Genomic DNA, 16092 nt, shown 5'->3' on the forward strand with positions numbered 1-16092 from the left:
TTTTGAGGAAGTGTTAAAAGAAAGTGAATAATATCTGTAAAAGCTAACTTCCTCGTTCTTGAAAATGCTGAGTTGTTTACTCTGTGTTGTTCAATAAACTCACTAGAAGTAAGAAGAGTATTCATTTCTTGAAAAAAATCCTTTAAGTTATTACGAATAGACATAAAAATCCCTCCAAAATTTAATAGATAAAATGTATCTAATAAAATTTTGAAGGGAACATTTGTTTGTCAATTCGCATTTTAACCAAAACACCTATAAATAAATATACAATATGACGGTAGTGTCCTTAAGTTGACGACATTGAGCGTCCTACTACGCTAAATTTTTATTAATCCAATTATGTACATCTTCCATTATTTCATGAGAATTTAACTCTTGCAATAATTCGTGTCTGCATTCAGGGTATAGTTTCCAAGACATTTTATTAAAGTTTAATTTTTCGTACGTGGAAATTAACTGTTGGATTTCGGCACCATAACCGCCAACAGGATCCTTATCACCTGAAATAATATACAATGGAAGGTCAGCTCTTGTTTTGCTCATGAGTGATGGTTTTGAAGCTTGTAGTGATAGTTTTATAAGATCTATATAAAAACTTATAGTACAGATAAAACCACAATAAGGATCATGGATGTATGCGCCTACAGCGTTATTATCCCTTGATAACCAATCGAAGGAGGTTCGGGTGGATAAGGATGTATAAAGTTTTGAGCCGAATAATAGGTTGTTCATAAACTGGGATTGATGCATAGGTCCGTTAAATAATTTTACAATATGTGCAAGAAAAAAACCTGCTTTTGCTTTTAAACTTGGCGGACAGGTTGTTCCGCACAAAATAACACCATCCAGATTATCCTCTTGCTGTATTACATTACGGGCAATTAGAGAACCCATACTGTGACCGAACAAAAAGAGTTTATGAGAACGTTTATTTTTCATAACAAAATGAAGAACTTCCAAAGCATCTTCAACTACTAATTTATGTCCGTTAGATGTACTGTAAAAACCTAATTCCTTTATCATTTTATCTCTTCCGTGTCCTCTATGGTCATAGAGATATACATCCATTCCATTAGTGCATAAATACTCAGCAAAGTTATGGTAACGGTTACAATGTTCGGCCATTCCATGTAATAGGAGGATACTTGCTTTTGGTTCTTGAGAACTGAAATAATGGTATAATATGGTTTTGTGGTTGTCTTTTTGTATGATAATATCTTTGTTAACTTCCATGTTCACTATCCTTCCTTTTAACAGGCAATTATATATTTTTTTTAAATAGAGCTGCTTTAAATTTATTATACCTCTAATTTTCAAAAAAGCAATTTTATTCCAGTGAAACGTTGAAAATGTTATTGTAGAATTCGATAAAACATAGTATAATTCTACATATCAGGGGGAAAATAAATGAACGATCAACGACTAAAGCTTTTAGCAATTCATAGTTTAACGATTATGTTGGTAGTTATAGTGATAGCTATCGCTATTTCGCCGAGCAATCAACAAAAAATTTATGCAGATGAGAATATTAATAAAAGCAAATCAGATGATTCTAAAAATATACAATTAGAAGTAGAAGTTATTACAGATGGAATTATTTCAAAGGATGAGCTAAAAGGCAATACATTAGGAGATAAATACCTTGTAATAAAAAAAGATGAAAAATCGCTGTTTCCTGTGAATTTTCAGGATTATTATATGGACCGCAGTATTGAAATAACGGTAAAAGGTTTGAAGGATAAAACTTTTTATGATTCTTCGATTCTTCGTGTGAATGGGGACAAAACCTTTGTGGGATTACCTGCTATAACTGAAGAAGAAACTCTAGATTTTGTAAAAAGTTTTCATATAAACTATACAAAAAGTGAGACAACAGGACTTTACACAGCGGTTATTTATATAACTTTTAATAATATATATGCAAGCTTGGTGTATCAGGATGATGAAAATATATATATTGATTTAAGGCGTCCAAAAGATGTATATGATAAAATTATAGTGGTGGATGCTGGTCATGGCGGCACAGATCCTGGTACATATTCACAGGGTGAAGAATATTATGAAAAGGAAATTAATCTAAGTATTGTACTATATTTGCAGGAGTTACTGGACAGGGAAGATATTAAAGTATATTATACAAGAACTTCCGATGAAACAATTTTCTTAAACCCAAGAGTTTATTTTGCTAATGATGTAGAAGCAGATTTTTTCATTAGTATTCATTGTAATGGAAATGAATCTTCCGAACCAAGGGGAGGGGAAGTTTTATATAATGATATTAAGCTGGATAATGGTTTTACTTCAGAACAATTAGCACAAATATGTTTGGATGAACTTATTAGTGTGACACATAATGTAAATCGTGGGCTTGTAAAAGAAGAAGAAGTGATTATTGTGAAAAAAGCTAAAATGCCCATGGCTTTATTAGAAGTGGGCTTTATGTCAAATACAGAAGAAATGGACTTTTTAGCTAAGGAAAGAAACAGAAGAGACATAGCAAAGGGAATACATAAAGCTATTATGAAAGCCTATGAGGAGTTAGAAAATTATAATTAGGCAGCAGACAGGAGATACTATGAAACGAATTATTTTTGCCACAACCAATGAAGGAAAAATGAAAGAAATAAAGGCTATATTAAGTGATTTGAATGTTGAGATTGTTTCCTTAAAGGAAGCTGGAATTCATGTGAATATAGTAGAAGATGGGGAAACTTTTGAAGAGAATGCAATAATAAAGGCAAAAACAATTATGGAATTAACAGGAGAAATTGTTTTGGCAGATGACTCCGGTCTGGAGGTGGATGCGATGGACAAGGCTCCGGGTATCTATTCTGCCAGATTTCTTGGTGAAGATACTTCATACGATATAAAAAATCAACATATTTTGGATAAGTTAAAAGATGTAGAACAAGAAAACAGAAGTGCCAGGTTTGTTTGTGTAATTGCATGTGCCATGCCGAATGGTGAAATTTTGACAAAAAGAGCTACTATTGAAGGCTTTATAGGATATGAAATTACAGGAAGTAACGGCTTTGGTTATGATCCTATATTCTGGGTACCGGAATTTCATAATACATTAGCACAGTTATCATTAGAGCAAAAGAATGAAATTAGCCATAGAGGGAAAGCTTTAACGGAAATGAGAGAAGAATTAAGGAAAAAACTATAAAAAGAATTTGCAGACATTATTGGAACCAGTGAATCAGAACTGCTAAGTAGTTTCTGTAAAAATATGATAGTTAAGCCGGAGGGTTTATCATATTTCGTATCGGATTTTATTTATTATTTAAGATGCCCCTCCGTGGCATCATGGTTGGAAGAGTGAATATGAAAATTTTAATTGTAAGTGATTCTCACGGAAGAATGAATAATCTAATAAAGGTTATAGATAAGGTTAAACCCATAGATTTAATGCTGCATCTTGGGGATTTTGAAGGCAATGAGGATTTAATAAGGGAGATTGCACCTTGTAATGTTGAGATGGTTAGTGGCAATAATGATTATTACACTAATTTAGAGAAAGAAAAAGTAATTAAATTAGGTAACCATACTGTATTTTTAGCTCATGGACACAGGTATGGTGTTAATTTTAGAACAGATTATATAAAAGAAGCAGCACTAGAACATAAAGCGGATATAGCCATATTTGGACATACTCACCGCCCTTTAATTGACTTATCAGGTAGTGTATGGACAATAAATCCGGGAAGCATTTCCCAGCCAAGGCAAGAGGGTGCAGTTCCAACTTTTATTATTATGGACATAGATAAGGATGGAAGGGCACATTTTACTTTAAACTATCTAAAATAAAGGGATAAGTGTGATTTCTTCAGGGCATAATATACCTGATTTATCCCTTAAATTAAGGTGGTGGAAGTATTTACCTATATGTTTTTTAAAAAAGTTTAAAAAAGTTGTTGACATTAAAGTAAGTCTATTATATAATGATTCTTGCGTCACGAGAGAGACGAAAAAACACTGGAAAACGGGGTGTGGCTCAGCTTGGCTAGAGCGCTTGATTTGGGATCAAGAGGTCGCAGGTTCGAATCCTGTCACCCCGATTTGTACAAGCCGAGTTGAATGATTTGTACAATGTAATTAAATGCAGTATGAATAAGTTACACAAAGCTTCATAATAATTCTATGTAAAGAGTTTATGTGCGGGTGTAGTTCAATGGTAGAACACTAGCCTTCCAAGCTAGATACGTGGGTTCGATTCCCATCACCCGCTTGATGTGCGTATTTGCATATCGAAATGTGCTAGTAGCTCAGTTGGATAGAGCAACGGCCTTCTAAGCCGTGTGTCGGGGGTTCGAATCCCTTCTGGCACATTTTATATGGTGGGTATAGCGCAGTTGGTTAGCGCGCCAGATTGTGGCTCTGGAGGCCAAGGGTTCGAATCCCTTTATCCACCCTGGTAATTAAAATTGCCTTAATTATTAATGGGCTGTCGCCAAGCGGTAAGGCACAGGACTTTGACTCCTGCAGTCGCTGGTTCGAATCCAGCTAGCCCAGTTTCTAACTGAATATTGTTAGATAATAGGATGCTTAACTTAATATAGTTAACATCGGATGGGATATTAGCTCAGTCGGTAGAGCACTTGACTTTTAATCAAGGTGTCCCGGGTTCGAATCCCGGATGTCTCATTTTGCGGATGTGGCGGAACTGGCAGACGCGCTAGACTTAGGATCTAGTGGGATACCGTGGGGGTTCAAGTCCCTTCATCCGCATTAATTGATAAGCCATATGCAGAGATTTGGATGCATATGGTTTTTTTATTTTATGAGGATTAATTATTTGGCGATGTGTAGTAAAATGGAGGATAATCCAAATGAAGGTAACAGTAAATAATATTGAACTTGCATACGAAAAGTTCGGAAATGGTGAACCGCTTATACTTTTGCATGGGAATGGTGAGGACCATCATATATTTGATGTAATTACTAAAAAGTTACAAAAAGATTTTACTGTATATTCTGTTGATAGCAGAAATCATGGTGAAAGTACAAAAACCGAAGATTATTCCTATGAAACCATGGCAACAGATATCTATTCATTTATTAATACTCTAAAATTAGGAAAAGTAAATATTGTAGGCTTTAGCGATGGTGGGATAATTTCATTAATTCTTGCAATGAATCAAAGTGAATGTATAAGAAAAATGGCACTGTTAGGTGTAAATTTAAAACCTGGCGATTTTAAGGAAGACAGTTATAGATTTATTAAAGACACCTATGAAGAAACCAAAGATCCTTTATTCAAATTAATGCTAGAACATCCTAATATTGAATTAGCTGATGTGAAAGCTGTAACCACTCCCACATTAGTTGTAGGGGCAGAACATGATGTGTTTAAGCCGGAGTTATTCGTTAACCTTGCAAACACCTTGCCAAACGCAGAATTAATAATAATGAATGGGCATGAGCATGATAGCTATATTGTAAATCAAGATATGTTATATCCTGATTTAGTGAAATTTTTTATTTAGGCATATGATGTTATCCGTATAATCTGGTTTTTAAGTGGATTCGCAAATTTATTTTAATTATGATTATCAAGTTGAAAAAGGGGCAAGATTGTTTCTTTTTTAACCTGATTTTATATGTTATATTTTATAATGATAAGTTTTTTATACCATATCTTAACAAGGAGGCTTAAAAAATGGAATGTAAAATACGTTCTTGGAGAATAGAAGATGCAAAGCATCTGGCAGAGGCTTTAAATAACAAAAAAATTCTTGAAAATTTAAGAGATGGATTACCATATCCATATACAGTAGATGATGCTAAAAACTTTATTTCAGCAATGCTAGAAGCGGATAAGGATACAACGTATGCTTTTGCAATCACTGTTGACGATAAGGCAGTAGGAAGTATTGGTGTGTTTCGCAAAGATAATATTCATTGTAAAACTGCAGAGATGGGTTATTATATTGCAGAGTCATATTGGGGACAAGGAATTGGAACAAGTGCTGTTAAACAAGTCTGTAAATATATTTTTGAAAATACAGATATTATAAGAATTTTTGCGGAACCTTTTGCTCATAACTTGGGATCCTGCCGTATACTTGAAAAATCAGGCTTCGTATATGAGGGCACTTTAAGGAAAAATGCTGTGAAAAATGGAATTATTCTTGATATGAAAATGTATTCAAGAGTAAAAGAATAATCTATTACATCAGGGGGTAGGCATGTTATACAAATCAAGAGGTTTTTATTACATCAGATACATTACGAGAACGTAATCTAGGAAAATGTATTGGTAAGTCATTCAATGGCTTAGTAAGAACATGGAATGCCAAGAAAAAACTATTGATGACCGAATGTTCTCTGACGCAGAAAGCCGCAGGGATGTTTGGAATAGGCTTCGTCCTTTTTACGATATGATAATGAATAGCGATGAGGAGAACATAATTATAGTATCTCACGGTGATTCTCTTAGTGTGTTTCATGCTATGTGGTTTGGATTAGAGGTTGAAATGTTAAACCAATGTGGTTTATTTGGTATGTCCGGAGGGGTAAGTTTTATGCAAAAGAATGAAGATGGTAAACACATTATTAGGCGTTTAAGTGATATGTCTTACATCTCTGAATAATCCAAATTCCCTTGCATCAAATTTGAAATCATACCATATGAATTGAAATGGTGTGAGAAATGGAGTAGCTTACGGCGATCCATTTCTCTTTTATCAATTAGGTGTATGAAGCTAAATCAGACAGAGTCTATAGGCGGTTCAGTATGAGATGCCATTTGTTTATACTCGGCACTTAAAATGCCCATTACAATAATGTCATGCCAGTTTCCGCCACGATAGAGAGCTTGCCGCAATTGGCCTTCTTGTTTGAAACCAATTTTTTCATACAGATTGATTGCACGTTGATTAAATGAAAATACCTGTAAAAATACACGGTGCAAATTCAATTCATCAAAAGCGTACCTCAAAATCATAGTAAGAGCGGCTTTGCCAATACCCTTTCCCCACATATCTTTTTCTCCAATATCAATCACACATTCAGCGGAGCGGTTTTTGGTATCTATATGAATCAGTGATATAATACCTACTGCTTGTCCTGTTTCCTTATATTCAATAATATATCCCTTAGCATCAGGCTGACCGGACATTATTTGAATTAGATTTTCTGTATCCTCTAAGGTATAAACATCTAATGCCGGGCTGGTACTATACATCACGTCTAAATCATTGCGCCAGTTATGATAAACATTAAAATCATTGGGTGATAGTTTACGTAATTTTATGATTTTGTCTTCAAACATCTGCTTGCCCTCCTTTATATAAAAATGCTGTTAATATATCTTCTAATAAATCAAACAATTTTTCACAATTTATGTTTTTGGAATATTGGTAATAGTGATGGAGCATTATACCATCAATAGCTGAAATCAAGAACTGGGATAAAATTACTTTATCTATTTGTTCACTAAATTCCCCCAGTTCAATTCCGGTATCAATAAATGATTGAATATCAGAAGAAAGAACCTCATGCCTTTCGCAAAGATAGGGAGTATCTATAGCAGAATGCGAAAGAAAAAATTCGGATTTTGCACGTACTAAACTCACTTTATCTTCTTCAATGGTTAAAGCCATTTCCTGCAACCATTTTTTTAGTTGTGGCAGCAGTGGTCTTTTGGGGTCCGGACGCAAAAAACGGTTGTGTGGTAAAGAGTCATCATACCGTAAAGCGGCTAGAAATACGGCATCTATATTTTCAAAATGCGCATACAATCCCCCTCTCGAAATATTTGACATTTCCATAATATCTTGCATAGTGGCATTAGAATATCCTTTTTCAGCAAAAACGTTGACGGCTGCTTTGGCGATTTTCATCTTACGTTCTTCCAAATATTTATCACTAACTTGGGGCATAATTTTCATTCCTCCTTTTATAATAAAATAGACACATGTGTCTATTTTATTATAAAAGGAAATTACATATATGTCAACAAGTAATACTACAATATAAAGATACACAAGAAATACAATATAAAAAGCCTGCTATTGCAGCAGGCTTTTCTAAAGTACAATAATTTATTCCTGTGGTACAGGAACAATCCATATCTCCATGTTGGTTGTTTCAGGACTGTGACTTGCATAGCGTTCCGCTGCAAAAGGTTTTGAAGTAAGGTTGTGATTTGGAAGCCAAGTTTCAAATACATATTTGTGAGCCTTATACACTACATCCATCACAAGGTGTTCAAAATCCTCCGCCTCAAAAGAACAGACGATATATTCACCTTTTGGGAGTTCCCAAGAAGAATAACCTTCCAATATTTCATTTGAATCAGATTCTGCACCGGCAAAATAGCGGTAATAGCCATCCTTTGTTCCGGGATAGGCAACCCCAAGTTCATCCCCATCTCTTTTCAGTTCTTGTATGGTAGGCTTGTTTTTATGAAAGTCGTCCCATAGCTTTCCCAGCTCATCTACGCCGGTCTCACCGCCGCCAGGCATCTGATTAATTGGTTCTTCTGCCGTAAGCCCAATGAAATATTGGGGAGATAAGAGAGTTCGTCGTGTAATTTCAAGAACGATTCCCTCTGCAACTAAAGGTACATTTTCGTCCACAAGAGTATAGTTTAACAGCAACTGGGGTTTCACAAAGCTATTAAGGCGAACAGGATTGATTCGGTATTCCTCAGGGGTCATTCCAAAAGTATCTTTAAAGGCTCGTGTAAAAGTTTCGTGAGAAGAAAAACCAAAATCCAAAGCAATATCTAGAATTCTTTTGTTCCTATTCCGTAAAGCCTCGGATGCTTTTGAAAGACGACGCATTTTAATATATTCGTTCACCGGTCTTTTTACCAAGCGGCTGAATAGCCTTTGATAATAAAACTGGGATAGCGAAGCAAGCTTTGCTAGATCATTAATTCTAATTTCCTCTGAAAGATGTTCTTCAATATAGTCTACAGTTATTTGTATTTGTTCCCATGCGTGCATATCTTAGCACCTCCTTGTAAATAGGATAGCATGCTCATAATGAATTAGCTTGACTGCCAATGCCTTTTTTAGATAATACAGGAATTTTGGAAAACTTTCAATGATAGTGCAGAAATATATTATAATATGATATAATAAAAACGGAGTGAGGAAATGCAAGCCTCGCTTGCGCTTTCCGAGCGTAGTGCCAAGATCATGAACACGCTTTTTGTTCATGATATAATAAAAACGGAGTGAGGAAATACAAGCTCGCTCGCTTGCGCTTTCCGAGTGGATCAGAAGATGGTGAATTGGATTTTCGTAAAAGGTGCTTAAGCACCGGAATGGAGGTTATTATGTCAGAAGTTTATATATTTTTAGCAGACGGATTTGAAGAAATTGAGGGCCTTACCGTAGTGGATCTTCTAAGAAGAGCTGGAATTGATATTACCATGGTTTCTATAACCGGGTCCAAAGAGATTACAGGGGCTCATAATATTAAAGTGATTGCTGATGAATTATTTGATGAAACAGGTTATAATAATGCAAAGATGTTAGTATTACCAGGTGGAATGCCAGGTACTACACATCTATTGGAACATAAGAAGTTACGTGAATTATTATTGAGACATAATTCTGAAGATAAAATGATTGCTGCAATTTGTGCAGCGCCAAGTGTGTTAGGAATGCATGGTATCTTAGAGGGTAAGAAAGCTACCTGCTATCCTGGTTTTGAAGATAAATTAATTGGTGCTAATTACACCAATGAAAAAGTAGTAAAAGATAAGAATGTCATAACAAGCAAAGGGCTTGGAACTGCTATTGATTTTGCCGCTTCTATTATTGAGCACTATCAGGGAAAAGAAGCAGCAAATCGGATAAAATCTTCAATACAATATGGATATTAAAAGGAAATAAAGAAAGAAGGAGTCGTAAGATATATCCAATAGTAACTAATGCTAATCTCTATTAAAACCTTACTAAAAAACCTTGTAAAATCCATATATTCAAGGATATAAAATGCTTTGCTTTTCTACAAGGTTTTTTTAATGGTTTATGATCGGGATAAGTATAAGATATATCATATAGGAATGTTATGAGTATTAATATATTAATTGTAGACGATGAACAACCAATTGCAGATCTAATTGAAGTATATTTAAAAAATGAGAATTATAATGTATATAAATTCTATACGGGAAAGGAAGCACTTCAATGTATCAATACAGTACCTCTTGACCTGGCTATATTAGATGTAATGCTTCCTGACACGGATGGTTTCTCAATATGCCAGAAGATACGGGAGAAATATTTCTTCCCAATTCTTATGCTGACTGCTAAAGTGGAGGATATGGATAAGATTATGGGATTAACGTTGGGAGCAGATGACTATATAACCAAACCATTTAATCCGTTGGAACTTTGTGCAAGGGTAAAGACACAATTAAGAAGGTATAAGAAATATAATCATTTGGACGGACAGGTTGAGGTTCCGGAGGAAAATAATGAATTTGATTTTGCAGGATTAGTAATTAATAAAGATAACCATAAATGTACTTTATACGGAAAACAGCTGTCATTAACGCCCATTGAATTCTCAATTCTATGGTACCTGTGTGAGCATAAAGGTAAAGTTATCTCTTCTGAAGAATTATTTGAAGCAGTATGGGGAGAAAAATATTTAGACAATAACAATACTGTTATGGCACATGTGGCCAGGTTACGGGAGAAGATGAATGAACCTTCTAGAAAACCGAAATTCATAAAAACAGTATGGGGGGTTGGGTATACCATTGAATAAGAATAAATATAAATCCTCAGGTGGTAAATTAACAAGGACAATATTTACAAAATTCTTCTTATCGCTGGTTATTTACTCAGTTGCTTTAGTAGTTCTCTTTCTATTTGCCATTATGTTTTTTTCCTACTTTACTTGGTACAGTGAAGATATCATATATAGGATTCTAAAAATTATTGATTATAACAAAGGGCTATTTTTAGGATTTTGCTGGATAATCGGTTCTATTGTGATATTTCTTATCTATTGGAGAAAGACACTAGGATATGTGGATACGATTGTAGAAGCCAGCAATGAACTTGTAGAACCAGGTGATGATTTTATTCATCTTCCAGACGAATTAAAGCAAGTGGAAAATCAAATGAATCAGATAAAACAACAGGCAATTCGTAATGCAAGGCTTGCAAAAGAATCAGAGCAACGTAAAAATGATTTAATTGTTTATCTTGCCCATGATTTAAAGACTCCCCTTACTTCTGTCATTGGATACCTGACCTTGCTGCGGGATGAGTTACAGATATCAGAGGAGCAGAGAGAAAAATATTTATCAATATCATTAGATAAGGCTGAACGTTTAGAAGAACTCATTAATGAATTCTTTGAAATTACCAGGTTCAATTTAAGTAATCTTAGTTTAGAAGTAAGCCGCACTAATTTATCAAGAATGTTAGAACAAATTGTATATGAATTCAAACCATTATTTAATACGAAAAATTTAGAGTGTAAATTAGATATTGCACCCAATATGGAAATAAAGTGTGATATTAATAAAATGGAACGTGTTTTTGATAATCTCATTCGAAATGCAATTAATTATAGCTTTGAAAACAGTACAATTGAAATAACAGTATCTAAGGAACAGGATTATATATCAATGAGCTTTTTGAATCATGGTAATACAATTTCCGAAGAAAAACTAAGTCGTATCTTTGAACAATTCTATCGATTAGATACTTCCCGTGGGACAAAAACAGGGGGCGCAGGACTTGGACTTGCTATTGCAAAGGAGATTATTGAATTACATCAGGGAACGATTACCGCTTCCAGTGAAAATGAGTGTATCCAATTTGTTGTAAGGCTTCCAAATAGTAATTAGCTTTTATTTTCTTAAGAAAATCTTAGGATTTTACGAATAAAATTGCAATAAATTCTTGTCGAAAAACGAAAAAATAAAGTTCTTTGTTTTGGTACTATAAATGTACCGGGACAGAGAACTTTTTTTATGGGAAAATACGTTTATCTTTTAGTAATGTTTATTTCCAGATATAGCTGCATACGTTATCCGTGCACTAGTAATCAAAATTCTCCAAATCGGTTTCATAAATTAAATGCACAAGGAGAATGGTTGAAAAATTTCATTGTTCAACCTGTGAAAGGAGTATGGTTTTAAAGATGGAAAAGAAAAAAGTTGCAATTATTTTTGGAGGCTGCTCTACAGAATATGAAGTATCCTTACAATCAGCTTATGCAGTAATAACAAATATAAATAAACAAAGGTATGACACAGTATTATTAGGAATTACAAGAGAGGGTAATTGGTTCCGCTATATTGGAGATACTGAAAAGATTCCTGCTAATACATGGCATCTGGAAAAAGATCATTGTATTCCGGCAGCAATATCACCAAGCAGAGATATCCATGGAATTATAGAATTCTATGATGATGAATTGAAATTTACAAGAATTGATATTGCATTTCCCATGTTACACGGTAAAAATGGAGAAGATGGTACCCTGCAAGGATTGATTGAATTGGCTGGAATTCCTCTTGTAGGTTGTAATTCACTGTCCTCTGCATTGTGTATGGACAAAGACAGAGCACATAAATTGGCTGAATTAGCAGGCGTTAAAACACCTTCATCTGTGGTTTTCTCAGGTTCCCTTTCAGACCAGTTGATTTTTGAAAAGACAAGCCATTTAGCCTATCCGTTATTTGTAAAACCAGTAAAAGCAGGTTCTTCTTTTGGAATAACAAAGGTCTATAAAAAAGAACAATTACCGGAAGCAGTTAAGAATGCCTTTCAACATGACAACCAGGTAATAATAGAAGAAAATGTAGAAGGTTTTGAAGTAGGTTGTGCAGTCCTTGGTAATAAGGAGCTTATTATTGGTGAAGTAGATGAAATTGAATTAACAGAAGGATTTTTTGATTATACAGAAAAATATACTTTAAAATCTTCTAGAATTCATATGCCTGCAAGAATTAATGCCGAATTAAAAGATAAAATTAAAAAAACAGCGGTCTCTATTTATCGCGCTTTAGGTTGTACAGGATTTGCAAGGGTAGATATGTTCATTGCAGAAAAAGGAGAAATCGTTTTTAATGAGGTTAATACCATTCCCGGATTTACTTCTCACAGCCGTTATCCTAATATGATGAAAGGAATTGGATTACAATTTGATGAAATTGTGGACAAGCTGATCCAATTAGGTCTGGAAGAATGAGAAGGATAACCTTAAATGAATTGGATATTTTTCATGGGCCATTAATTCTTGTTAATAAAGAACATCAAATTCAAAATAAAAACAATCTGAATTTAGTACCTTATAGTTTAGAGCACAAGGAGATACAACTAGATGCAAAAACTGCATCTATGTTGTCAAAATTGCTGGAATCCATTAATTGTGATAATGAAATTATACCCGTTAGCGGTTATCGCAGCAAAGAGGAACAGGAAGAGATATTTGATAATTCTCTTTTAGAAAATGGAATTGATTTTACACATAAGTATGTGGCATTCCCGGATCATAGTGAACATCAGACCGGCCTTGCAATTGATTTAGGTGAAAATGGTGATTCTATTGATTTTATTCGACCTAAGTTTTCCTATACAGGTATATGCGGTGAATTTCGTGCAAAGGCCCCACAATATGGATTCATAGAAAGGTATAGTAAGGGAAAAGAAACAATGACAGGAATTGCTCATGAACCTTGGCATTTTCGATATGTTGGATATCCACATTCTTATTTAATAGAATACAATGGTTTAAGCCTGGAGGAGTATATACAATTTATTAAGAAATACCCCTACCAAGGAGAGCATCTTACAATTAAGAATAAAGGGACAGAGGTAAAAGTGTTCTTTGTAGAAAGTATAGCAGATAAAACAGTAATAGAATTATCTAACAATGACTTATATCAGATATCCGGTAATAATGTAGACGGTTTTATTGTTACAGTTTGGAGGCAATATTCATGAATATAACAAAAAGATATGCCACACTTGATATATTCAGGTTGATTGCTGCATTTCTAATTATCGCAATTCATACCTCCCCTTTTTTATCAATCAATGAAACTGCTGATTTTATAATCGTCCATATAATTGCCAGAGTAGCAGTTCCTTTTTTCTTTATGGTAACCGGTTACTTTTTATATTTATCTATGGAAAAAGGCAATAAATTAAGAAGAACTTTAAACAAGTTAATCGGTATCTATATAATTGGAATTTTTCTTTACTTGCCCCTCAATTTATATGGAAGTTATTTTAGTCAGGAAAATCTGCCCTTTCAGATTACAAAAGATCTGATCTTTGACGGTACGTTCTATCATCTTTGGTATCTTCCTGCTACAATCATTGGAATTTTATTGGTCCAGTTCTTATTACGCAGGTTTCGAATGATACATGTTTTTATTATTACGATTGTATTATATGTAATAGGATTAGGTGGAGATAGTTATTACGGAATAGTCACACAGATTAGTACTGTCCATAAAAGCTATGATTTCTTATTTAAAATAATGGATTATACAAGAAGTGGATTGTTTTTTGCACCGGTTTATTTATTCCTAGGGTCCTGGATTGCATACTCTAAACATAAAATAAAAACTGAATTTGCAGTTATTGGGTTAATTATTTCTAATGTATTACTTATGGCAGAAGGACTTTTGCTTCATAATTTTAATGTACAACGTCATGATAGTATGTATATTATGCTATTACCAAGTATGTATTTCTTATTTTTAATATTATTACAGTGTAATGGAAACAACATTAAGGAATTACGAACTCTGTCTATGGTGATCTATATCATTCATCCCTGGATGATTGTAATAGTAAGACTAATTGCAAAGATTTTGCACCTTCAGAATTTATTAATTTATAATAATTTGCTTCATTTCTTATCGGTTAGCATTCTATCTCTATTAGCAGGATTAATAGTTATATATTTTTTTACAAGGTTAAAACAAAAGGGGCCAGGTAGTAACAGCAGAGCTTGGGTGGAAGTTGATCTAAATGCGTTGGTACATAATGCTTTCGCATTGAAAGAATGTTTACCAAAAAAGTGTGAGTTAATGGCAGTAGTAAAAGCTGGTGCCTATGGACACGGTGATGTTGAAACTGCAAAGGCGCTGAATAAAGCGGGATTTCATGCTTTTGCAGTTGCTACACTTACAGAAGGAATACGACTTCGGAAAAATGGAGTTAAAGGAGAAATCCTAATTTTAGGATATACCAATCCTTCTGACGTAAATTATCTTACGAAATATAAATTAACCCAAACTGTACTAAATTATGATTATGGCAAGTCATTAAATGAATCTTCTAAACAAGTAAAGGTCCATATAAAGATTGATACAGGTATGCACAGGTTAGGTGAAGATTATGATGGTTATGATAATTTGGAACATATTTACGAACTAAATAATTTAAAGATTGAAGGGATGTTTACCCATCTTTGTACCAGTGACAGTTTGAAAGATACAGATATTACCTTTAGCAAATTACAAATAGAAAGATTTTATGAAACCATTCGCTATTTGCAGGCTAAAGGATATGATACAGGAAAGTTGCATATACAAAGCAGCTATGGAATATTAAATTATCCGGAGTTGGAATGTGACTATGTCCGGGCTGGGATAGCACTTTATGGAGTATTAAGCGATAGAAACAATACCCGTTTATCAGTTGATTTAAAACCAGTTTTATCATTAAAGGCAAGGGTTAGTATAATTAAAAATATAAAAGCTAATGAAAGTGTAAGTTATGGAAGGTTATTTACTGCAAAACAAAATATGAAAGTTGCAACGGTTACCATTGGATATGCAGATGGAGTTCCAAGAAATCTTTTTGAAGCGGATACTTATGTTTTACTACATTCTCAAAAGGCACCAGTTATTGGGCGAATCTGCATGGATCAATTTGTAATAGATGTTACAGATATAGATGATGTGAGGCCGGATGATATAGTCACTATAATTGGAAATGATGGTGAGGAGCAGATATATTGTGAAGATTTTGCTACGGAATGCGGAACCATTTCCAATGAAATATTAAGTCGTCTGGGAAGTCGCCTGGGATATATATTTAAACATTAATATTTGATTTGAGTGTCAAAAGTCTTCAACCAATT

16 protein-coding genes and 7 tRNA genes are annotated in these 16092 nt (G+C 34.0%); 19 read left to right on the forward strand and 4 right to left on the reverse strand.

Annotation, left to right across the window (positions count from 1 at the left end):
• Positions 1-315 precede the first annotated feature (315 nt).
• Positions 316-1236 (reverse strand): alpha/beta fold hydrolase, encoded by a 921-nt coding sequence (locus BM183_RS13240; protein WP_091687359.1) that lies wholly within the window; start codon positions 1234-1236, stop codon positions 316-318.
• 174 nt (positions 1237-1410) lie between these two features.
• On the opposite strand from BM183_RS13240, the gene BM183_RS13245 reads away from it, so the two are divergent.
• From BM183_RS13245 to BM183_RS13305, 13 genes are all read left to right on the forward strand, one after another.
• Positions 1411-2559, forward strand: a complete 1149-nt coding sequence (locus BM183_RS13245; protein ID WP_091687360.1) for an N-acetylmuramoyl-L-alanine amidase family protein — start codon at positions 1411-1413, stop codon at positions 2557-2559.
• 19 nt (positions 2560-2578) lie between these two features.
• Complete coding sequence (locus BM183_RS13250) at positions 2579-3172, forward strand: XTP/dITP diphosphatase (protein ID WP_091687361.1); 594 nt, start codon at positions 2579-2581, stop codon at positions 3170-3172.
• Positions 3173-3330: 158 nt separating this feature from the next.
• A complete protein-coding gene (locus BM183_RS13255; RefSeq protein ID WP_091687362.1) occupies positions 3331-3813 on the forward strand; it encodes a YfcE family phosphodiesterase in 483 nt (160 codons plus the stop codon).
• Positions 3814-3989: 176 nt separating this feature from the next.
• Positions 3990-4064 (forward strand) — tRNA-Pro (locus BM183_RS13260).
• A gap of 99 nt (positions 4065-4163) precedes the next feature.
• A tRNA-Gly gene (locus BM183_RS13265) sits at positions 4164-4234 on the forward strand.
• A 26-nt stretch (positions 4235-4260) separates the two neighbouring features.
• A tRNA-Arg gene (locus tag BM183_RS13270) sits at positions 4261-4334 on the forward strand.
• Positions 4335-4343: 9 nt separating this feature from the next.
• Positions 4344-4417 (forward strand) — tRNA-His (locus tag BM183_RS13275).
• Positions 4418-4446: 29 nt separating this feature from the next.
• Positions 4447-4518, forward strand: a tRNA-Gln gene (locus tag BM183_RS13280).
• 59 nt (positions 4519-4577) lie between these two features.
• Positions 4578-4650 (forward strand) — tRNA-Lys (locus BM183_RS13285).
• A 4-nt stretch (positions 4651-4654) separates the two neighbouring features.
• Positions 4655-4734 (forward strand) — tRNA-Leu (locus tag BM183_RS13290).
• 101 nt (positions 4735-4835) lie between these two features.
• Positions 4836-5492 carry an alpha/beta fold hydrolase gene (locus BM183_RS13295; protein WP_091687363.1) on the forward strand — a complete coding sequence of 219 codons (657 nt, stop codon included), beginning with the start codon at positions 4836-4838 and terminating at the stop codon, positions 5490-5492.
• 173 nt (positions 5493-5665) lie between these two features.
• Complete coding sequence (locus BM183_RS13300; protein ID WP_091687364.1) at positions 5666-6172, forward strand: GNAT family N-acetyltransferase; 507 nt, start codon at positions 5666-5668, stop codon at positions 6170-6172.
• A gap of 121 nt (positions 6173-6293) precedes the next feature.
• On the forward strand, positions 6294-6599 hold the full coding sequence (locus BM183_RS13305; protein ID WP_139221527.1) for a histidine phosphatase family protein: 306 nt from the start codon (positions 6294-6296) through the stop codon (positions 6597-6599).
• A 116-nt stretch (positions 6600-6715) separates the two neighbouring features.
• Here the strand turns inward: BM183_RS13305 and BM183_RS13310 are convergent, their stop codons facing one another.
• The 3 genes from BM183_RS13310 to BM183_RS13320 all read right to left on the reverse strand — a co-directional run bounded on the left by BM183_RS13310 (position 6716) and on the right by BM183_RS13320 (position 8960).
• Positions 6716-7279, reverse strand: coding sequence for a GNAT family N-acetyltransferase (locus BM183_RS13310; RefSeq protein WP_091687365.1), 564 nt, complete (start codon positions 7277-7279; stop codon positions 6716-6718).
• Positions 7272-7889 (reverse strand): TetR/AcrR family transcriptional regulator, encoded by a 618-nt coding sequence (locus tag BM183_RS13315; RefSeq protein WP_091687366.1) that lies wholly within the window; start codon positions 7887-7889, stop codon positions 7272-7274. Before BM183_RS13315 ends, BM183_RS13310 begins: the two co-directional genes overlap by 8 nt.
• Positions 7890-8051: 162 nt before the next feature.
• Positions 8052-8960 carry an AraC family transcriptional regulator gene (locus BM183_RS13320; RefSeq protein ID WP_091687367.1) on the reverse strand — a complete coding sequence of 303 codons (909 nt, stop codon included), beginning with the start codon at positions 8958-8960 and terminating at the stop codon, positions 8052-8054.
• Positions 8961-9295: 335 nt separating this feature from the next.
• On the opposite strand from BM183_RS13320, the gene BM183_RS13325 reads away from it, so the two are divergent.
• The 6 genes from BM183_RS13325 to vanT all read left to right on the forward strand — a co-directional run bounded on the left by BM183_RS13325 (position 9296) and on the right by vanT (position 16057).
• A complete protein-coding gene (locus BM183_RS13325) occupies positions 9296-9847 on the forward strand; it encodes a DJ-1 family glyoxalase III (protein WP_091687368.1) in 552 nt (183 codons plus the stop codon).
• Positions 9848-10035: 188 nt separating this feature from the next.
• A complete protein-coding gene (gene vanR, locus BM183_RS13330) occupies positions 10036-10740 on the forward strand; it encodes a VanR-ABDEGLN family response regulator transcription factor (RefSeq protein ID WP_091687369.1) in 705 nt (234 codons plus the stop codon).
• On the forward strand, positions 10733-11833 hold the full coding sequence (gene vanS, locus BM183_RS13335; protein ID WP_416386049.1) for a vancomycin resistance histidine kinase VanS: 1101 nt from the start codon (positions 10733-10735) through the stop codon (positions 11831-11833). Before vanR ends, vanS begins: the two co-directional genes overlap by 8 nt.
• 296 nt (positions 11834-12129) lie before the next feature.
• Positions 12130-13182, forward strand: a complete 1053-nt coding sequence (vanG, locus tag BM183_RS13340) for a D-alanine--D-serine ligase VanG (protein ID WP_091687416.1) — start codon at positions 12130-12132, stop codon at positions 13180-13182.
• The gene (locus BM183_RS13345; protein WP_091687370.1) at positions 13179-13937 is read left to right on the forward strand and encodes a M15 family metallopeptidase; all 759 of its coding nucleotides are present in this window, start codon (positions 13179-13181) and stop codon (positions 13935-13937) included. The genes vanG and BM183_RS13345 overlap by 4 nt, the downstream gene beginning before the upstream one ends.
• On the forward strand, positions 13934-16057 hold the full coding sequence (gene vanT, locus BM183_RS13350; RefSeq protein ID WP_091687371.1) for a serine racemase VanT catalytic subunit: 2124 nt from the start codon (positions 13934-13936) through the stop codon (positions 16055-16057). The genes BM183_RS13345 and vanT overlap by 4 nt, the downstream gene beginning before the upstream one ends.
• Positions 16058-16092: the final 35 nt, after the last annotated feature.

It is taken from the genome of Anaerocolumna aminovalerica (assembly GCF_900115365.1).
In the GTDB taxonomy this organism is placed as follows: Bacteria; Bacillota; Clostridia; order Lachnospirales; family Lachnospiraceae; genus Anaerocolumna; species Anaerocolumna aminovalerica.